This window comes from Corynebacterium sp. MSK158 (assembly GCF_030229085.1).
Lineage (GTDB): Bacteria > Actinomycetota > Actinomycetes > Mycobacteriales > Mycobacteriaceae > Corynebacterium.
Genome location: NZ_JASPHJ010000011.1, coordinates 55,054 through 75,134 on the forward strand (window position 1 = coordinate 55,054; position 20,081 = coordinate 75,134).

The 20,081-nt window shown below is 59.8% G+C and carries 17 protein-coding genes; 9 read left to right on the top strand and 8 right to left on the bottom strand.

Annotated features, from left to right (window positions below):
* Positions 1-8 precede the first annotated feature (8 nt).
* From QP915_RS09275 to QP915_RS09285, 3 genes are read left to right on the top strand one after another with little or no spacing between them, the layout of a single operon-like run.
* A complete protein-coding gene (locus QP915_RS09275; protein WP_284769142.1) occupies positions 9-794 on the top strand; it encodes a phosphoadenylyl-sulfate reductase in 786 nt (261 codons plus the stop codon).
* Positions 794-1,693 carry a sulfate adenylyltransferase subunit CysD gene (cysD, locus tag QP915_RS09280; RefSeq protein ID WP_005329380.1) on the top strand — a complete coding sequence of 300 codons (900 nt, stop codon included), beginning with the start codon at positions 794-796 and terminating at the stop codon, positions 1,691-1,693. Before QP915_RS09275 ends, cysD begins: the two co-directional genes overlap by 1 nt.
* Positions 1,693-2,976, top strand: a complete 1,284-nt coding sequence (locus QP915_RS09285) for a sulfate adenylyltransferase subunit 1 (RefSeq protein ID WP_284769143.1) — start codon at positions 1,693-1,695, stop codon at positions 2,974-2,976. The genes cysD and QP915_RS09285 overlap by 1 nt, the downstream gene beginning before the upstream one ends.
* Here QP915_RS09285 and QP915_RS09290 read toward each other — a convergent pair.
* From QP915_RS09290 to QP915_RS09300, 3 genes are all read right to left on the bottom strand, one after another.
* Complete coding sequence (locus QP915_RS09290) at positions 2,973-3,158, bottom strand: hypothetical protein (protein WP_284769144.1); 186 nt, start codon at positions 3,156-3,158, stop codon at positions 2,973-2,975. The genes QP915_RS09285 and QP915_RS09290 overlap by 4 nt on opposite strands.
* Before the next feature lie 202 nt (positions 3,159-3,360).
* Positions 3,361-4,050: an LppP/LprE family lipoprotein gene (locus tag QP915_RS09295; RefSeq protein ID WP_284769145.1), complete on the bottom strand. Its 690-nt coding sequence runs from the start codon at positions 4,048-4,050 to the stop codon at positions 3,361-3,363.
* Positions 4,051-4,175: 125 nt separating this feature from the next.
* A complete protein-coding gene (locus QP915_RS09300) occupies positions 4,176-4,769 on the bottom strand; it encodes a hypothetical protein (RefSeq protein ID WP_284769146.1) in 594 nt (197 codons plus the stop codon).
* 765 nt (positions 4,770-5,534) lie between these two features.
* On the opposite strand from QP915_RS09300, the gene QP915_RS09305 reads away from it, so the two are divergent.
* Together QP915_RS09305 and QP915_RS09310 are read left to right on the top strand one after the other, a co-directional pair.
* Positions 5,535-6,518, top strand: a complete 984-nt coding sequence (locus QP915_RS09305) for a hypothetical protein (RefSeq protein ID WP_284769147.1) — start codon at positions 5,535-5,537, stop codon at positions 6,516-6,518.
* A gap of 23 nt (positions 6,519-6,541) precedes the next feature.
* The gene (locus QP915_RS09310) at positions 6,542-7,132 is read left to right on the top strand and encodes a nucleosidase (protein WP_284769148.1); all 591 of its coding nucleotides are present in this window, start codon (positions 6,542-6,544) and stop codon (positions 7,130-7,132) included.
* Between the two features lie 53 nt (positions 7,133-7,185).
* On the opposite strand, the gene QP915_RS09315 is transcribed toward QP915_RS09310, so the two are convergent.
* From QP915_RS09315 to QP915_RS09335, 5 genes are all read right to left on the bottom strand, one after another.
* Entirely contained in the window at positions 7,186-8,559 is a 1,374-nt protein-coding gene (locus QP915_RS09315; protein ID WP_284769149.1) for an AI-2E family transporter, read from the bottom strand.
* 118 nt (positions 8,560-8,677) lie between these two features.
* Positions 8,678-12,121: a bifunctional proline dehydrogenase/L-glutamate gamma-semialdehyde dehydrogenase gene (locus QP915_RS09320; protein ID WP_284769150.1), complete on the bottom strand. Its 3,444-nt coding sequence runs from the start codon at positions 12,119-12,121 to the stop codon at positions 8,678-8,680.
* 581 nt (positions 12,122-12,702) lie between these two features.
* Positions 12,703-13,362 carry a response regulator gene (locus QP915_RS09325; RefSeq protein ID WP_284769151.1) on the bottom strand — a complete coding sequence of 220 codons (660 nt, stop codon included), beginning with the start codon at positions 13,360-13,362 and terminating at the stop codon, positions 12,703-12,705.
* A gap of 257 nt (positions 13,363-13,619) precedes the next feature.
* Positions 13,620-14,810 (bottom strand): sensor histidine kinase, encoded by a 1,191-nt coding sequence (locus QP915_RS09330; protein ID WP_284769152.1) that lies wholly within the window; start codon positions 14,808-14,810, stop codon positions 13,620-13,622.
* Positions 14,811-14,991: 181 nt separating this feature from the next.
* Positions 14,992-15,168 carry a hypothetical protein gene (locus tag QP915_RS09335; protein WP_005329347.1) on the bottom strand — a complete coding sequence of 59 codons (177 nt, stop codon included), beginning with the start codon at positions 15,166-15,168 and terminating at the stop codon, positions 14,992-14,994.
* Positions 15,169-15,623: 455 nt separating this feature from the next.
* On the opposite strand from QP915_RS09335, the gene dnaK reads away from it, so the two are divergent.
* The 4 genes from dnaK (at position 15,624) to QP915_RS09355 (ending at position 19,954) form a co-directional block, all read left to right on the top strand.
* On the top strand, positions 15,624-17,474 hold the full coding sequence (gene dnaK, locus QP915_RS09340; RefSeq protein ID WP_005325523.1) for a molecular chaperone DnaK: 1,851 nt from the start codon (positions 15,624-15,626) through the stop codon (positions 17,472-17,474).
* Positions 17,474-18,181: a nucleotide exchange factor GrpE gene (grpE, locus tag QP915_RS09345; RefSeq protein WP_284769153.1), complete on the top strand. Its 708-nt coding sequence runs from the start codon at positions 17,474-17,476 to the stop codon at positions 18,179-18,181. Before dnaK ends, grpE begins: the two co-directional genes overlap by 1 nt.
* A 97-nt stretch (positions 18,182-18,278) precedes the next feature.
* Positions 18,279-19,484, top strand: coding sequence for a molecular chaperone DnaJ (gene dnaJ / locus QP915_RS09350; RefSeq protein ID WP_005325525.1), 1,206 nt, complete (start codon positions 18,279-18,281; stop codon positions 19,482-19,484).
* Between the two features lie 20 nt (positions 19,485-19,504).
* Complete coding sequence (locus tag QP915_RS09355; RefSeq protein ID WP_284766668.1) at positions 19,505-19,954, top strand: heat shock protein transcriptional repressor HspR; 450 nt, start codon at positions 19,505-19,507, stop codon at positions 19,952-19,954.
* Positions 19,955-20,081: the final 127 nt, after the last annotated feature.

Genomic DNA, 20,081 nt, shown 5'->3' on the forward strand with positions numbered 1-20,081 from the left:
GTGACGGCATGAACCCAACGACGAACCTGCTGGACGGTGGCAAGAACTACCGCGACCCCAGCATCTCCCCGGAAGGCACGCGCGATACCGCGCCGCTGGACGCCGAGGTAGCCGCGCGCAACCAGCAATTGGTGGACCAGTGGGCGGATAAGCTTTATGACGCCTCAGCGGAAACCATTACCGAATGGGCCGCCGAGCACGCACCCGGCCGCCTGGCCGTGACCATGTCCATGGAGAACACGGTCTTGGCCGAGCTCGCTCACCGCGCCGGGCTCGATGCGGACCTGCTTTTTATCGATACTGGCTGGCACTTCCAGGAAACACTGCAGGTAGCCGACGAGGTAGAAAAGCGCTACCCGGACCTGCCCCTAGTGCGGGTGCTGCCTCTGCTCAGCCCAGAGGAACAAGACGAGGTATACGGCCCGCGCCTCTACGCCCGCGATACCGCGGCCTATAACCGCATGCGCAAGGTCGAGTCGCTGAACATGGCCATGGACCCGTATGCCGGCTGGGTTACCGGCTTGCGCCGCGCCGATTCCGAGCACCGCGCCACCGCCCCAGCGCTGAGCCTCGACCGCACCGGCCGGTTGAAGATCTCGCCCATCATTACCTGGGATCTGGACGATACGGACCGCTACATCGAGGACAACGACCTCATCATCCACCCACTCACCCTGCAGGGATACCGCTCCATCGGCTGCGCACCACTGACCTTCCCGGTCGGTGAAGGCGACGATGCCCGGTCCGGGCGCGTATTTGCAGTCGGCAAGACAGAATGCGGGTTACACGAATAATGAGCACACTTTCTCCACACCTAAAAGACCTAGAAAACGAGTCCATCCACATCCTGCGCGAGGTGGCCGGGCAGTTCGACAAGGTAGGCATCCTCTTTTCCGGCGGCAAAGACTCCGTCGTTGTCTTCGAGCTAGCCCGCCGCGCCTTCGCCCCGGCCACGGTGCCGTTTGAGCTGCTCCACGTCGATACCGGCCACAACTTCCCCGAGGTTATCGATTTCCGCGACCGCCTCGTGGAAGAATCCGGCGCTCGCCTCCACGTCGCCCGCGTCCAGGACTGGATCGACCGCGGCGACCTGCAAGAACGCCCCGATGGCACCCGCAACCCGCTGCAGTCCGTGCCGCTGGTGGAGACCATCGCCGAGCGCGAGTATGACGCCGTATGCGGTGGCGCCCGCCGCGATGAGGAGCGCGCCCGCGCCAAGGAGCGCATCTTCTCCATCCGTGATTCCTTCGGCGGGTGGGATCCCCGCCGCCAGCGCCCCGAGCTGTGGGACCTCTACAACGGCGGCAAGATGGCCGGCGAAAACGTCCGCGTTTTTCCCATTTCCAACTGGACCGAGTCCGATATTTGGGAATACATCGGCGCCCGTAAACTGGAGCTGCCCTCCATCTACTACTCCCACGAGCGCGAGGTATTTAAGCGCAATGGCATGTGGCTAGCGCCTGGTGAATGGGGCGGACCGGCCGAGGGCGAGGAGTTGGAAACCCGCACCGTGCGCTACCGCACCGTGGGCGATATGTCCTGCACCGGCGCTGTGGAATCTACCGCGTCGACCCCGGATGAGGTGCTCGCGGAGATCTCCATTTCCACCCTTTCCGAGCGCGGCGCCACCCGCGCCGATGACAAACTTTCTGAGTCCGCCATGGAGGACCGCAAGAAGGAAGGCTACTTCTGATGACGACTACCCTCGCGCCGAATGTTGGCGCCCTCAAGCAGCGCGATACCCTGCGCCTGTGCACCGCCGGCTCCGTTGATGACGGCAAGTCCACCTTCGTCGGCCGCCTGCTCTATGACACCAAGTCTGTGCTCGCGGACCAGGTCGAGTCCATGGAGCGCACCTCCACCGACCGCGGCTTCGACGGCATGGACCTTTCCTTGCTTGTTGACGGCCTGCGTGCCGAGCGCGAGCAGGGCATTACCATCGACGTGGCCTACCGCTATTTCGCCACGGATAAGCGCACCTTCATCCTCGCCGATACCCCCGGCCACGTGCAGTACACGCGCAACACAGTCACCGGCATGTCCACCTCCCAGGTGGTGGTGCTTCTTATCGACGCCCGCCATGGCGTTGTCGAGCAAACCCGCCGCCACCTCAACGTGGCCGCCCTCCTCGGCGTGCGCCACGTGGTCCTCGCGGTGAACAAGATCGACCTGGTGGACTACGACGAGCAGGTCTTCCGCGATATCGAGTCCGAGTTCAACCAGATCGCCACCCGCCTGGGCATTACCGATACCACCGTGGTGCCGATTTCCGCCCTCAAGGGCGATAACGTGGTCGAGCGCTCCACCACTATGCCGTGGTACACCGGCCCGACCGTCCTCGAGGTTCTCGAGACCGTCCCCGTGGCCAGCGGCCGCGCCGATGAGCTGGACTTCCGTTTCCCCATCCAGTACGTCATCCGCGAGCATGCCTCCGATTACCGCGGCTACGCCGGCCGCGTGAAGGCGGGCTCCATCTCCGTGGGCGGCGAGGTCCGCCTTCCTGAAGGCCGCACCAGCACCATTACCCAGATCGACACTGCTGACGGCCCAGCCGACTCCGCCGCCACCGGCGACTCCGTCACGCTCCTGCTTGCCGACGACGTCGATCTCGCCCGCGGCGATCTCCTTGCCGGCCCCCAGCGCCCCGCGGCCACCCGCGAATTCGACGCCACCGTTGTGGGCCTGACCGAAAAGGACATTAAGCCCGGCCAGATGCTCAAGCTGCGCTACGGTTCCTCTCTGGTCAAGGCCCGCGTCGCCGCCGTCACCCGCACCTTGGACTTGGATGGCGTTTCCGACGTCGAGGACCCCGAGTCCGTCGCCCTGAACGACATCGCCCACATCACCATCCAGACCCAGGCCGAGCTCCCCGTCGAGGACTATGCCGCCCGTGGCGCGGTGGGCAACTTCCTGCTCATCGATCAATCCTCCGGCAACACCCTTGCCGCCGGCTTCGTAGGCCACCGCCTGCGCTAATCACCCTTTGTGCCGCTGCTTCTCTCCCCGCGCATCATTATGATGCCCGTGATACCGAGCAGCAGCGGCGTGGAGATACCGAATACCGTAGGCCCTACTACGGTCAAGTTCACGATCAGCAGGACAACCGCCGCCACCAGCGCGAAAGCCCCGAACTTCTGCTGAAACGTCTTCTCGCTCATCCCTATCTCTCCTTCGGTCACGTTACGGCCACGATAACCGCCCCTGGCTCCCCGCGAAAGCCTAGAACGCGGCCATTTCTTGGCTTCTGCGCTCCCCTCTAGGCCCGCACTGCTTCACCGTGGTCACAATTGCAAACAAAACAAGCACGCTTCGCCGCCTAACTGGTGAAATTTTAGCGAAACGTGCTTGTTTTACATCGAACTATTGCATAGGCGGTACGTCGCCGGACATGATGACCTTTTGCGCACCTTCATCCCAGCGGAAGCCTGCGGCGGTTGTGCCTGAGCGGTTGGCATTGCCTTCACCTTCGCGCGGCCAGTGGTAGGTTACCGCGATCTCGGAATCACTCACGCGCTCAATAGTGGGGGCGAATCCATAGGGCTTTGCCGTTGCGGTGCCCAAGTATTCGCCGTGATTAAACAGCATGATGTGGAAAGGCGAAGAACTGGTTCCTCCCTCAATCATCAGGGTTTCCCACGATAGGGATGCGCAGGGGTCATAACCGGAGGAGTCAAAGAGTTCCCATCCGATGGTGCCCCACGGAGCGACTTGGGATACGCCTTCGGAGAATGCCGTTTGGGCATCGGCTGCGCCACACGACGAAGTGGTGTCGGCTTCCGGACTCGCCTGCTCGTCATCCATCACAACGTTCGGTGGCACCGGCCGAGTAGGTTCTTCTTCTTTCGCAGCAGAGTCAGTGGGCGATTCTTTCGGCTTGGCATCGCTGCTTTCTTCTGTAGCGGACGTCGTCGCCGGCTCCACTGAAAACTCTTGTGCGGTTGTATCCGACGTTTCGTCATTGCAGGAAGCCAAGGAGAAACTAATGAGGGCGGCGCTCGCTGCAATGCTTATACGGCTTATTCGGCCTAGGTGGGCAGATGATTTAGGCATAAGATATTGCTTTCACATTGAGGCGGTAGATGAAAGGTCAAAGGGGGGCGCACGCTGCGCTGTAGCGGGGTAGGGAGTCAACGCAGCAGAAGGGGAGTGACAGGGAATTGAGCGCGGAATCTGGGTTAGCAGGGGTCAGAGAAATCCGCGTCATTATTGAGGGAACGGGCATTGCCGCCGTACTTGGCCTTAAGCTCGCATACTTTGTCCACGCTGTGGCCGGCTTCGTAGATGATGGCATAGACAGGGCCGACTTCAGTGCGGCTGCGCAGGGAACTACATGCGCCGCCCCGGATGATCTTGGAGCCTGGGTACTTCTTGTGCACTCGGTAGGGCTCAGAAATCGGATCAGTTGCCGGCGGGATGATGACCGATTCCACGATGAGCACATAGCTGCCGTCGCATTCGCCGTACCAATAATCTTCGGGCGGAAATTCCTCCTCGGCGGTAATAGGCCTGTCGCGAACCTTTGTAGTTTGCGTTTGCTGTGCATCGCAGAGTTGGAGCTGGTTGGTCAGCTCCTTTGGGGCGCCAGCCGTGTCCAACTTGCCCTTGTCGTAGCACTGATTGACGGAGTCTCCAGTCGTATTGTCAGACCGGTACAACTTCCACTCATTATCGGTCCAGTAGAACAGGCCATAATTTGAGGTTTGCTTTTGGGTCATGTAAAGCCAGGTGCCATCGCAAAACAGCTGAAGCGTGCCAATTGGAACGTCCATTAGGTCATTAGCTAACGTTCCGCACTTCTCCTCTGTGGAAGGTCCAGTGCTAGCGCCCTTAGCTTGTGTAGTCTCAGCTTTCTTTTCAGGCGTGGATTCTTTCTCAGAAGTCGCCTCTCCGGTGATTTCCTCGCTGCTGTTTTCTTGAGAATGAAAATTCGGTTCAGCGCTGCTCGATTCATCAGAATCTTTGTTTCCCGTTAGTGTCCAGGCACCACCGCCAATAAGCGCAATGATGGCGAGGGCAGCAACGACAATAATGGCGATGCGCGTGCCTTTGCCCGAGGATCCTGCGTTGGTTCCTGTACCGGAGTCCTGCATAGGGGATGCAGGACCGTTCGAATCTGAATGTGGGGCTGAGTCTGTTGGACCCCAAGAATTCTTGTCATTCAAAGGGGAGGCTCCTTTGTGCGCTGGCCAGAAAGAGAAATGCGAAAGAAAGGGAATGATTAAGAATCATTCCGCGTCATACTATAGGCATAAGAGTTGCAAGAATTCTCTCGAATGGGACTATGAAAGGGGTATTTGCAACGCGCCACTTTCCTGCGATGTAACTCGTAGGGATTAAGTACGTCATAAGCTGCTTGGCCGAAAACCAACAGCGACGAAGCTGAGAAGTCCCAAATTCTCCTAGAAAGGCTTCTATCTGACGCCTGCTTTCCGGGGCAAGACGCCAATGAAGGACACCGGGTAAGACCAATGTCCGGCTTAATCCCAAGCATGACTAAGAATTAAATCCCCGATGAGGGGGAGGAAGGAGCCCTCGTGGGCCTGGACCGTAATCTCAACGCCGCGGAATTGCATGCGACCCGCAACCGAGTGAGCGTGTCCCCGGATCTCATTCGCCGCTTGGGTGGTGCGCTGGGGTATGACGCAATTGAGGCTTTTGGTTCAGAGGCGCAGACGGAATTGAGCAAGGTCTTTGATTTGGGAGACATCATCGATCTGATGCTGCTGAGCCAGCTGCCGGAGATGGAGGTCGCGCCGGGTGTGGAGCAGCAGGTAGAGGGGGACGTCGCTAAGCAGCTGCTGCGGCGCATCAGCGCGGGTGATTATCTGACGCGCCAGCAGGTGCACGACCGCCTGCCGCGGGCGACGGTGATGTTGTACCGCATGGGGCATCCGCGCCTGTGGGCCTTTGCCGCCCGTCAGCGCCTGCCCCAGGACGCGGAACGGGCCGTGCCGGATTCCTTTCACCGTGATATCACCGGCCCGTACACCACTCCGGAGGAGGCGTGGCTGGGCATGTATGTGGCCGATGCCACGCGGCTTGGTGAGCTAAACACCCAGGTAGATGGTGCCGGGTTGGACGAGGATAGGCAGCAGCGCCTGCGGTTGGGCATGAGTCTGGCCGATACATACCGCCAAGTGTGGAGTTCCGCGCGCGGCCATTGGCGCGTTAGCCCCCAAACGCGCTATATCGTGCCTTCGCGTTTTGGCTATTGCCCCTTTGTCTTCCGCGTGGCCGAGGGCGGGTGGCGCCGCGATTCCTTCGAAGGGAGCCACGACCGCTTCATGGCCACGGAGGGCTATTGGATCGACGTGGAGCGCGAACGGCTCATTCACCTCGGCGCGCCAGACCCGCACGATGCATGGCTGCCTACGGCGCGAGTCGCGGCCGAAGCACCGACGGAAGAGGACCTGGCCGTCGCCCGGGTGCTTAGCGGGAAAATCATTGCCCTTGGCGCCGGACAGAAAAACATTACGATTCGCCTGCGCCAGAAGAACCGCACATTGAACTTTGACTAGGGCGGGCAGGTATTCTCGCAGGCATGGAGAATCTCAACGGACGCACCCTTTTCGTCGCCGCCGTGGATGCGGAAGCCGCCCACATTCCGGAAGGCGAACCCCTGCTCATCACCGGAATCGGTACGGTTCCGGCGGCCATTGCCCTGACGGAAGCTCTTGCCGACGCCCGCGCTAACGGCGCCCTTCCCGATCGCGTGGTCAACATTGGCACGGCCGGCGCGCTTGTCGACGGCATGGCCGGCGTCTTCGAAATCAACAAGGTCACCAAGCACGATTTCAAACTAGAAGTGCTTACCGATATCAACCGCTACCTGCTGCCAGAGGCCATCGAGCTCGAGACCTCCGGCCGCCTGCCGGTGCGCGGACTGGCCACGGGCGACATGTTTGTCTCCGATACCGCCCTGCGCACCGAGTTGGCCAAGAAGTCGCAGTTGTGCGACATGGAAGGCTATTCCATCGCCGCAGTATGCCAGCGCTTCGATGTGCCCTGCACCCTGCTTAAGCAGGTGTCCGATTCCGCCAATGAGGACTCCAAGGGCACCTGGGCCAACGTCCTTGACCGCGGTGCGCGCCAGCTCGCCTCGGCCGCTACGGACTTAGGTTTCCTGCGCTAAAAAATTAAAAGCGCGCCGGGGAGGGCCGGCGCGCTGCTAGTGGTGGCTGAGTCTTAGCTCAGCGGACTCATGGACTGGTAGAGCTGCTCTACCTTGTCGCGTGGGGTCTCGGCGTGTTCGAAGGCGACGTCGCTGAAGTCTTCAGGGTCGTCCTTGGAGCCGGTGATGATGTCTATATCAGAGGGCTCGACTTCGCCGGAGCGCAGTGCGGCCATCTCGGCGTGGTAGCGCACCACAACAGCGATGGTTGCAGCCACGGGGACGGCGAGGAAGGCGCCGACGATGCCTGCCAGGGTAGAGCCGACGGTGACGGAGAGTAGGACAACGGCCGCGTGCAGTCCCATGGCCTTGGATTGCAGCAGTGGTTGTAGGAGATTTCCCTCAACCTGCTGGACGATGATGATGAGGGCCAAGGCCAATAGCGCATTGGTCAGGCCATTGGATACCAAGGCGATAATAACCGCCAAAGCACCGGCGGTCACGGCACCGATGATCGGGATGAAGCTGGCGAAGAACGTCACGACGGCGATGACGAGCGCGAGTGGAACCTGCAACGCCCACAGGCCAAGGCCGATGAGGACAGCGTCCACCATGGCCACGGCGGCCTGCGCCTGAATAAAGCCGGACAAGGTCTTCCAGATGCGGGCACCGAGTTCAGTGACGTGCCAGCCGGTGGAATTGCCGGTGTACTTGCGCAGCCACGGCAGGAACTTGTCGCCGTCTTTAATGATGAAGAAGGTGACAAAGAGCATGATTAGCGCGGCCACGACGATGGAGCTGGCCATCGAGAAACCAGAGATAACGCCGGTGGCGATGGTGGAGGCTTGGCCCTTGGCAAACTTGACCACGTCCTGGAGCACGGACTGTAGCTGGTCACTTTGGATATCGATGGGGGATTTTTCCACCATCTCCGTGAGCTGGTTGATTCCCTCTTCGGCTTGGTTAATGAGCGTTTGGCTCTGGCTGGTGACTACCGGGGCCATGGCGGCAAAAACGCCGCAGAAGATGATGATGAGGCCGAGCAAGGTGCTCACCGCCGCGAGCGAGCGCGGGAATCCCTTACTGCGCAGCCACGCGCTGATGGGGTAGAGCACCGTGGAGACGAGGATGGCGAGCAAGACCGGCAGCAGGCCTACCCAAATGAACTTGAGCAGGTAGCCGGCCAGCGCTAGGCCCGCGACGATAAGGATAAAGATTACCGAGACCTTGGCCATGGTGCGGAAGTCCTTGGCCAAGACGGCGGATTTATCGTCGCGCTCGGCAGGGTGTTCGCTGGCAGCCTCTGCACCAAGGTGCGCGTCATCATAAGCGACGAGGGTATGAGAATCTTCCTCGCCCGGCTTTTGGATCTGGGTTGCGTTGCCTTTTTCCTGCGCAGACGGGCGCTTGGCCTCGTCGCGGGAAGACGAATTATCTGACGTAGACATTGCCTACCACTATGCCACATAAAACTCGCAGCGCATATGCGAAAAAGGAGGTAGCGGCCACGGGCGGGGCGCTACCTCCCTTCAGTTCCTTTAACGCGTCCGCTGACGCGGCCGGGGATTACTCGTCGCGCAGGTTACCTACGTTACGGATAATGCCGAAGCGGTGCATGGTAACCGAAACTGCCTGCTCAAGGAGGTAAGGAATGAGCTCACGGCGGCCGTCGGCAAGCACGGGCTGGTCCAGCACCACGGAGTTGGAGCGCACCGCGGCCTCGTAGATGGAATCCGGCACGGTGCCCAGGGCGCGCACGCGGGAGGAGGCGTCATTGGCCACGTCGGTGGCAAAAGCCTCGTCGGTGATGGCCTTGACGTCGAAGCCCAAGTCCTGCAACTGGGTGGCAACCTCCGGGGTGGCGGAGATTTCCGTGGCGGTACCGGTAATCGCAGCGGCTAGCACCTGGCGAGCGACCTCGCGCAGCTCGTAGCCTTCGCCCACGCGCACACGCAGCTTGGTCAGAAGCGGGCGGTAGCGGAAGATATTGGCCTCAGAAACCAAACCGGTGCGGTCGTGATTGCGGCCAAACTCTTCCTGCCACGCCACCTGGTCCAGTTCAGCGGCGCGCCACAGCCAGGTGATGTCCTCCTCGGTGAGCTTGTCAGAGAGGTTATCGCGCAGGCGGTGCAGCGCGGCGAGGCTAGCTGGGGCAATGTCCACGTTGCGCGGCTTGAGCTCGCCATCGGCCCACTCGCCCATCTGCGCCACGTAGTTCGGGCCGCCAGCCTTGGCGCCCGGTCCCATGACTGACTTCTTCCAACCGCCGAAGGACTGGCGCTGGACAATCGCACCGGTGATGCCGCGGTTGACGTAGGCATTGCCCACCTCAACGTTGTCGATCCAGTACTCAATTTCGGCGTCGTCAAGCGAGTGGATGCCGCCGGTCAGGCCATAGCCGGTGTCGTTCTGCCAGGCAATGGCCTCTTCCAAAGTATCGGCGTACATGATGCCCAGGATGGGGCCGAAGCACTCGTTCTTGTGGTACCAAGAGCCCGGCTGCACATTATCGCGGATGCCCGGGGACCACAGGGTGCCCTCCTGGTTAAGCTTTTCCGGCTTGAGCAGCCACTTCTCGCCCGGCTCGAGCTGGGTCAAACCGCGCAGGAGCTTTTCGCTCGGCTCTTCCGCCAGGCCGTTCATGGTGGTGGTGATATCGAAGCCCGGACCCGGCTTAAGGGTCTTGACGGCGTCCAGCAGCTGGGTGCGCAGGCGCTCGGACTTGCCGGCCGCGCCGACGAAGATAACCAGGGAGGCCGCCGAGCACTTCTGACCGGAGTGGCCAAAGGCGGAGTTGTAGAGGTCATCGATGGCCAGGTCCGGGTCTGCGGCTGGGGTAATGATGAGCGCGTTCTTGCCGGAGGTCTCCGCCATAATGTTCATCTTCGGCTTCCAAGAACGGAAGAGCGCGCCGGTATCGGAGGCGCCGGTGAGGATGACATTGTCCACGTCATCGTGGGAGAGCAGAGCCTTGCCGGCTTCGCCTTCATCAGTAAGCACGAGCTGGACCAGGTCCGGGTCTAGTCCCTGCGCCTCGAGGGCGGTGCGGAAGGCCTCCACCACGAGCTTGCCGCAGTGAACCACCTGCGGTGCTGGCTTGACGATGACCGCCGAGCCCGCCGCCAAGGAGGCAGCAATGCCGCCCGTGGGGATGGCAATGGGGAAGTTCCAGGGCGGGGTTACCACGGTGACGGTGTGCGGGGTGAACTCGGAATAAGACTCTTCCAGCAGGCGCGCGGACTGGCCGTAGTAGGTGCAGAAGTCAATCGCCTCAGAGACCTCAGGGTCGGTCTGGGTAACAGTCTTATTGGCCTCATACGCAGCCACGGAGATGAACTTGCCGCGCTGGGACGCAATCTGATCTGCCACGGCCTCCAGTGCGGCGGCGCGCTCGGCGGCAGGGCGCTTGCCCCACTCGGTGCCCAGCTCCTTGGCGCGAGCGATGTGACCTTCGACCGCGGCAGGATCGGTGACCTCCGCGATGCCGTGCTCGCCCGGATTGCGCTTGAGCGCTTCCTGCGCCCACTGGCGGTTCGGCGCGAGCGCCGGGTCAGTATTTGCCTCGTTGGTAAAGCGGCCGGTGCGCGGTGCCTGGCGGCCGTCCTCCTCAAGGCGGTTCTGGGTGCGGCGGGCACCAGCGAAGGTGTCCCAGCGCTTGGCGACGGCCCGACGGAACGTCTCTTCCTGGTCCGCCAACGGCTCCTCGCCCGGGGCGAAGAGGGCGTAGAGGAAGTTCTGCGGCGCGGAGTTCTCCTCCAAGCGGCGCACCAGGTAGGACACGGCGACGTCGAAGTCTTCTGCGTGGACAACCGGGGTATAGAGGATCTGGCGGCCGTCAAAGACCTTGCGCACCGCTGCCTGCTGGGCTGGGGACATGCCCTGCAGCATCTCCGAATCCATCATGTGCAGCACGCCGCGTTTCTTGCCCAGTTCATAGGCCATTGCCGCGGTGTAGAGGTTGTGGGTTGCTACACCGATGCGGACGCTATCGGCGTATTCTTCGCGCAGAATGAAATCCAATAGGCGGTAGTAGTTGGCGTCAACGTCGAGCTTGTTGGTGTAGGTAGCCAGCGGCCAATCGTGGACCTCGCCCTGCACGGTTTCCATGGATAGGTTCGCGCCCTTTACAATGCGCACCTTGACCGTGCCGCCGCCCTTAGCCACGCGCTCCTTGGCAAAGTCGGCGACATCCTTGAGCGCGTCGAAGGTATCTGGCAGGTAAGCCTGCAGCACGATGCCGGCATCCAGGGTGAGGAATTCCGGCTCACTGAGCAGTTCTTTGAAGAGGCGGATGGTCAGGTGGAGATCGTGGTACTCCTCCATGTCCATGTTGATAAAGACCTTGTCGGTGCGGTCAGCCGCAGCCTGGTACAGCGGGCGCAAGCGCTCCTTGAGGCGCTCTACCGAGCCATCGATATCCCAGTGGTTGAGCTGGGCCACCATGGAGGAAGCCTTAACCGATACGTAGGTCACGCGGGGGTTTTTGATGAGTTTGAGGGTGCGCTCCGCGCGGGACTTCGCCTCTTCCTCACCGAGTACGGCCTCACCCAGCAGGTTGAGGTTAAGCTGCTCACCGGATTCGGCGGCCTTGTCCAGGATCTTGTTGAGGGCATCAGACTCGGCGTCCAGAACCAGGTGGCCTACCATCTTGCGCATGTACAGGCGGGCCACTGGCATGACCAGGTTCGGCAGGATGGGGCCGAAGAAACCGCCGGCACCAACGAGTGCACCATTGATGCTGCCCAGGAACGACGGGTCATAGTGGGAAGAAATATCCTTCAGCGCGTGCGCGGCAACCTTGTCATCTTCTGGGCGCATGACGCGGTCGACGAAGTCCATGGTGAACTTCACGCCGTCCTCATCGCGCAGCAGGTCCGCGAGCTGTTCGGTGGCCTTATCTTCTTCGTCCGCAGTGGACTTCAACCAGTCGTGTGCGCGGCTAATCGCTGCGGGCAGGACTGCTTCCACATCATCCGAGATGGGCAAGCGGGTATTGGCAGGAGAAGTCATATGGGTTCTACCTCTTTTTCAAACGGGTCACATCCCCGGAGCCGCTAGCAGTATTCGTGCCGGACAGTGGGCTGCCGGGCGATACGGACGGCTGGGATGTAAGCGGTGAGCTATGTGGTGCTGCAGGGCTGCAGTCGGGTGAGGAGCGAACACGCGGGTGCGCGCGACGCAAAGTGAGAGTCGCAGGGATTCGGAGTGAAGTGCGATGTTCAGCGGGCCACTATGCGGGCAGAATGCGGACGGGAGGCCTATCGCTGCTGCGACGAACGCGCGCCAGGTTGGTGTTCAACACTCACCTGCTTTCTATGACGTGACTATGTAAGGCTAAAGGAAAACGCGAGCGCTATAACGCTCTGACGTGCGGCAACCCTGCAGGTTCAGGTTCCAATTGTTGCCTGGGAAATACTATGAACTTTTGTGTTGCCGTAATTATAGGAAAGCGGTAAACGTGATGCTAGTCTCCTTTGAAAAACGGTAAGCGGGGGTAGAAAAACAAAAAATAAACCCCAGCATGTGGGGTTTAGAGGGGGTATTGGCTCATCCGGGGGTAGTCCACCCCCGGATTGTCTAACAATTGGGTTCTAAGAACCGTAGCCGGCCTTGAGCGCCTTCACTGCCAGCTCGAGGCGCGACTTGGCGTGGAATTCACTGAGCAGGGTGGACACATACTTCTTCACCGTGCCCGGTGCATAATGCGTGCTCTTGGCAATCTCTTCGTTGGACTTTCCTTGACAGACCAAGTCCAGGACCTGCTCTAGCGCAGGGGAGATGTGGTGATTGTCCTTTATCTTTGCGGTTGCGGCTGCCGCATCGGCGCTGGTTCCCTCAGCATTCCAATTAGGAAGCTGCTCAAACAAGCGGGTAAGCGATTGTGGGGTGACAACCGTGCCTCCGCGCACGGCCTCGCGCACGGTATCCAAAATGTAGACCGGCTTGGAGCTTTTCAAAATATAGGCCGCGGCCTTATTGGACATGACCTCTTTGAGGGTCTCGTCATTGTCCATCGCGGTCATCGCAACGAAAACCGGTGGTTCTTCCAGCTTGTTGACCTCGCGCAAGAGGGTCGTGCCATCCATCTCGGGCATATGGATGTCCGCGACGATGACGTCGAAGTCCTGCTCTTGCAAAAGCTCGAGGGCGACCTTGCCATTTTCTGCGGTGGCGCGCACCTCCATGTCCTCAGCCGAGGCGAAGTAGCGCCCCAGGGCCTCAAGGACAAGTGGGTCGTCATCGACGACCAAGAGAGATGTTTTTATTTCCCGCACCATGGGGCCGGGCAACCAAAAGCGATATCGACAGGGGATGCGTATTCCGTGGTCTTTGGCAGCTCACCAGGGGTAAGACCGGCGCCGAAGATGGAAGAAGACAACATGAGTGGGGTGAGAAGACTTGTGAGTGCGGCCTGCATCAAGGCGCTCCTTTTGTGAAAGTGTGAATAGGCAGAAACAAGCGAAAGCTTAGTGTAAGAATTAAGCCTTTGCTATTCAACGTGGTGGAACTAACGCCGCTTATGGGCGCTGGGCGGCAGAAATAGATTCAGTTCCCATTTTTCAGATTCCAATTCCGTGTCCAATCGCGCGTCAATCGTGGCTGCAATCCGATTCATGGAGGACATGCCAATGCCGGAGGACATTTCGATGTTCTTGCTTGTTGGTTTGGCTACGGGATTGGTGATGGTGATGACCGTCCAGCCCATATGGGGACGAACGGAAATTACAATCTCCGCCCCTGGTGGGGAATACTTCACCGCGTTTAGGCAGGCTTCTGTGGTGATGGCTGCAATGGGCTCGAGAATTTCTTGGGGAAATTCTGGCGCAAACTCCTCGCCCTTGACCTCAACAACGGGTGATCGATTGAGACGGGAAAGGCGTTCTTCTTCCTCTGAGATGAGCTGGGCAAAGCTGGTTGGTTTTGTGGTTGAACCAAAACTCATGCCGTCGTTAATTCCATCGATATTATTTCGTAGGACCTTGGTCAGTGCACGTACTTCGGACATGGAAGAACGCATGGAATCACTGAGCTCATCGAGTTTCTTCGCTAGCTCTGGATGTTTGGAGTATTCGAGGCTCAGAGCCTCTAGCTGCATGGTGTTTACCGTGAGGTTAGAAACAACCGAATTGTGCAAGGTTTCTGCGAGGTCGGATTGGCGGCGCTTCACGTCATCGTTCCACTCCACCATGGCGGACCTATAGCGATCTGCCGAATGAGCAAAAATAGCTCCAATTACGCCGCCAACTCCAATTAACATTCCCCATGTGAGCGCGGGGGCAAGATGCAAACTTAACTTAAACGATACGGGATCGACGAGGCCACAGAACCATAGAATGAAACCTATTGCGACTGTACGCCCGTGCCTTCCGTGATAGGCCACAACAGCAAGAAAGACTGGGGCCAAAAATACAGAGCTGATTAAAGGGGTTCTGGTTAGAATGGCCGCGATAATCCAGGTGATTACGAATGTGGCAGCCATTCCCAAGGGCCAGCGATAGGCGGAGGTGCTAATCACGGTAAGGATTAACCCCAAGATTGCTGCGGATAATTGATACTCCGTGGGGGTGAGGAATGCGCCAAGTAATGTCAGCGCCACGCAAATCACCGCAGTTAAAGCGGCTGTTCGCTGCAGGGTCATAGCCGCGCGGATGCGTTGGTGAAGGGGCGGCTGTGAAGGTTTCGACACGGTGCGGTCCACGCTTCCTGGATACTAAGGCTCAATGGGTTTTATCTCCCTAGTGTAAATACAGCGAACGTGAAACAGCGATTGAAAACAGCGAAACCCCCGCACCTTCGTGCGCGGTTCCTTGTGATGGGTTCCGGGCGGAGGAAGAAGGTGGGGGTTTAGCTGGTCTTCATGAAGGAGTACAGAAGGCTAATTACTTAGCTTCTGCAGCAGCCTCTGCGTCATCCTTGGAGGACAGGCCCTCGAATACGGAGGACAGGCCCTCGGAGTCGGTGTTGGACTCGGAGGAAGCCTCGATGAGGCCCTTGATGCCCTTGATAAGTGCCTCGAAGTCGATGGCGGAGCTGAGGTCTGCGAGGGAATCGAACATATACATTCCTTTCGGATCGGCGGAGTAAAACTACAATCTCTCTCTGGGGTAGCAGCTCTTAACTGCTGTGATTCCTAGTATGCGGTAGCGGGGGCGGGCTGCCAATCCTCTTTTGGATCCTTTCTGAGGTGACTTTTGGATCCTCTTAGGGTTATTTAAGGAGTTCCGTTTGGGTATGGGGCAGTGTTGAGCGAAGGGGGTGATCGTGAGGGAGGTGGGGGAGTGGGGCGTCGGCACGGGCGGCGCTGAGCTGCAGAAAAGCAAGGTTTACAAGAAAAGTTGAGTCCCGAGGAATAACTTTTGTAGGCTACTCGTTGTAGAGATTGAGTGACACAGACTCAAGGTTGTGTGACTGGACGTAGAAGTTCTGTTACAGTAGCGCTCGGACGCAACGAGAAGTTGAGTCACTGGCAGTCAACTTTATTTATTACCCCAAGATAAAAGGAGAAGAAATCATGGGACGCGCAGTAGGTATTGACCTTGGTACGACGAACTCCGTCGTTTCCGTACTGGAAGGTGGCGAGTCCACCGTTATCGCTAACTCCGAGGGCTCCCGCACCACGCCTTCCGTCGTTGCTTTTGCAAAGAACGGCGAAATCCTGGTCGGTCAGTCCGCTAAGAACCAGGCGGTAACCAATGTTGACCGCACCATTCGCTCCGTCAAGCGCCACATCGGCACCGACTGGAAGATCAACATTGATGATAAGGATTACACCTCCCAGGAGATCTCTGCTCGCACGCTGATGAAGCTGAAGCGCGACGCAGAGGCTTACCTTGGTGAAGATGTTACTGACGCCGTTATTACCGTTCCTGCATACTTCGAGGATGCACAGCGTCAGGCCACCAAGGAAGCTGGCCAGATTGCAGGCCTGAACGTGCTCCGTATCGTTAACGAGCCAACCGCAGCTGCTTTGGCTTATGGCCTGGAAAAGGGCGAGCAGGAGCAGACCATCCTGGTATTCGACCTGGGTGGCGGCACCTTTGACGTCTCCTTGCTGGAAATCGGCGATGGCGTCGTTGAGGTTATGGCCACCGCTGGCGATAACGAGCTGGGTGGCGATGACTGGGATCAGCGCATCGTCGACTGGCTGGTAGACCGTTTCAAGACCTCCCAGGGCGTTGACCTGACCAAGGATAAGCGCGCCGTGCAGCGTCTGCGCGAGGCTGCAGAGAAGGCCAAGATTGAGCTGTCCTCCTCCCAGCAGGCCAACATCAACCTGCCGTACATCACCGTTGACTCCGACAAGAACCCGCTGTTCTTGGATGAGACCCTGACCCGCACCGAGTTCCAGAAGATCACCCAGGATCTGCTGGACCGCACCAAGGCTCCGTTCAACCAGGTCATTAAGGACGCTGACCTTTCCGTCGGCGATATTGACCACGTTGTTCTCGTTGGTGGCTCCACCCGTATGCCAGCCGTATCTGACTTGGTTAAGGAACTGACCGGCAAGGATGCCAACAAGGGCGTTAACCCGGACGAGGTTGTTGCAGTTGGCGCTGCCCTGCAGGCAGGCGTGCTGCGTGGCGAGGTTAAGGATGTGCTGCTTCTCGACGTCACCCCGCTGTCCCTCGGCATTGAGACCAAGGGTGGCGTGATGACCAAGCTCATCGAGCGCAACACCACCATCCCGACCAAGAAGTCCGAGACCTTCACCACCGCGGAAGACAACCAGCCTTCCGTACAGATCCAGGTCTTCCAGGGCGAGCGCGAGATGGCTACTGCTAACAAGCTGCTCGGCTCCTTTGAGCTCGGCGGTATTGCTCCGGCACCGCGCGGTGTTCCGCAGATTGAGGTCACCTTCGACATCGATGCCAACGGCATCGTCCACGTGACCGCAAAGGACAAGGGCACCGGCAAGGAAAACACCATCAAGATTCAGGATGGTTCCGGCCTGTCCCAGGAAGAAATCGACCGCATGGTCAAGGATGCTGAGCAGCACGCTGAAGAGGACAAGAAGCGCCGCGAGGAGCAGGAGCTGCGCAATAACGCAGAGTCCACCTCCTACCAGACCCGCAAGTTCTTGGATGACAATGCTGACAAGGTATCCGAGGACGTTAAGACCAAGGTCACCGAGGCTGCTGACGCCGTTGATGAGGCTCTGAAGGGCGATGACCTCGAGGCCATCAAGTCCGCAGTGGAGAAGCTGTCCACCGAATCCCAGGAGATGGGCAAGCAGATCTACGAGGCACAGGCTGCTGAGGCAGGCGCCGAGGGTGCTGCCGATGCTGGTGCTGCGCAGGGTGACCCGAACGTCGTCGACGCTGAGGTCGTTGACGAGGACGAGAACAAGGATGGCAACAAGTAATGACTCAGGACAGCGGAATGCCGCACAACCCAGGCGACCCGGAAAACACGGATCCGGAGGCTACCTCGGCTGACCGCGCTGAGGCTGCTGCCGAGCAGGCCGAGGAGGCCCAGGCTGCGCAGGAAGCACAGGCTGACGCCACCGAAGAAGCCGAGCTGGATCCCACCCTCGATGCTGACCTCGAAGAAGCGCTGGCAGATGTCAACGCTGATGAGGTAGAAGCCGAAGCAGCGGGCGAAGAGCCCGCAGGTACCGGCGCTAGCGATGTGGAAGCACAGTTGGCAGAACGCACAGAAGACCTGCAGCGTCTCAATGCGGAATACACCAACTACCGCCGCCGCACCGAGCGCGACCGCCAGGCCGTAATCGAGACCGCCAAGGCCAAGGTCATCGCAGATTTGCTGCCTGTCCTTGATGACCTGGAACTGGCTCGTGAACACGGCGACTTGGAAGGCCCGCTCAAGGCGTTTGCGGATAAGCTCCACGGCACGTTGGAAAAGCACGACCTCGCTGCCTTTGGTGAGGAAGGCGATGCCTTCGACCCTGAGGTCCACGAAGCCGTGCAGGACTTGTCCTCCGGCGATGAGCAGGTGCTTGGCACCGTGCTGCGCAAGGGCTACCGCGTGGGCGACAGGCTCGTACGCAATGCCATGGTCATCATCGCGGACCCCAGCGATGAGTCCGGCAGCTCGGAAGAATCCGAGTAAATAACATAAAGGGCGCCCTGGGAATTGACTAGTGACCTTCCCGCGGCGCCCTTTTACTTAACTTGTATCGATTCTCTTTGAAAGGAGGAGATGCCCAGTGAGCGCTAAACCCGAATGGGCAGACAAAGATTACTATGCGGATCTGGGGGTCTCCTCGTCCGCAGACCAGAACGAGATTAAGCGTGCTTACCGCAAGCTAGCGCGCGAAAACCACCCCGATACCCACCCGGACGACCCCGCGGCAGCGGAAAAGTTCAAGAAGGTTGCGGAAGCCTACGACGTGCTTTCCGACGCCACCGAGCGCAAGGAATACGACCAGTTCAAGGCCATGCTCCGCAATGGAGGCGGCTTTGGACGGATGGGAGGCGCCGGATTTCCCGGCGGGTTTCGATCCACGCGCATGGGTGGACAAGGTGCGCAAGAATTCGACCTCTCGGACCTCTTCGGAGGATCCGCTGGAGGATCGGCTCAAGGCGGCGGTGTTGGGGATATCTTCGGTAGCGTTTTCAACCGCGGCGGTAGTGCTGGCCACTCAGCTAAACCGTCGCGGGGGGCCGACGTCGAAACGGAAATAACCCTCGACTTCCGAGAGGCCGCTAAGGGAACCACCATTCCCCTTGCACTCAGCGGCAATGCGCCGTGCACCACGTGCCACGGCTCGGGTTCCGCTTCCGGCAAGACCTCTACCTGTGGCACCTGCAGCGGTACCGGTTTTACCTCGGAAAACCGTGGCGCCTTCGGTTTCTCTGCCCCGTGTAAGGACTGCGATGGCACCGGCCGCCGCATCACGGATCCGTGCAAGGATTGCCACGGCACCGGCACGGTTCACCGCACCCGCAATATCACCGTGCGCATCCCCGCCGGCGTCATCGATGGACAAAAGGTCCGCCTCGCCGGCCAGGGCGAAGCAGGTCCCAACGGCACTCCCGCCGGTGACCTCTTCGTAGCGGTGACTGTAAAGCCGGACAAGGTCTTTACTCGCGAGGGTGATGACCTCCATGTCACCGTTCCGGTTTCCTTCACGGAGCTGGCCTTGGGCGATACCATCGCGGTTCCTACTTTGGATAACCCGGTGCGCGTGAAGATCCCCGCTGGAACGCCGGATGGACGCACGCTGCGGGTGCGCGGAAGGGGCATCGCCAAGCGCGGTGGCAACTCCGGTGATCTGCTGGTTACCGTGCAGGTCACCGTGCCCACCAAGCTCGATGCCGCTGCCTCTAGCGCCCTGCGCACCTATGCTCAAGCGGAGAAGGACTCCGGTTTCAACCCGCGTGCGGGTTGGGCCGGCGCCGAGAATGCTTAAGGCAGGAGGTGTGTTAAGAAATGAGCACTGGAAAGGCAGAAGATTCCGGCACCGCGGTCTACGTCATCTCCGTAGCTGCGGAACTATCCGGAATGCACGCCCAAACCCTGCGCACCTATGACCGCATGGGCTTAGTCTCCCCGGCTCGTACCCGTGGCGGCGGCCGCCGCTACTCCGACCGGGATATCGAGCTGCTGCGCAAGATTCAAGCACTATCCCAAGACGATGGCGTCAACCTTGCCGGCATCAAGTCCATTATCGAGTTGACCGAGGAACGCGATCGACTCGAGGCCGAGCGCGACGCTTTAGCTGAAGAGGTCCGGGCCCTGCGCGAGCAGGCCGCTGGACGCCGTCCGCAGCGCAGCGGTGAGCTTGTCCATGTCCCACGGTCCACTTCCGTGGTGATGTGGAGCCCGCGCACCGCGCGTGAGCGCAAGCGCTCCCGCAGCCGTGGATACGGCCAAGACTAACTCTCGCTCTGCAGACGAGTACACCCAACCCCGCAACCAGCTTCCCCGCTTGAACTGGCCCCCAAAAGTTGGACTGGTTTAATTCTAGGCGGTGAGGGACTCAAGGGCCTGATTCCGATAGTGCATC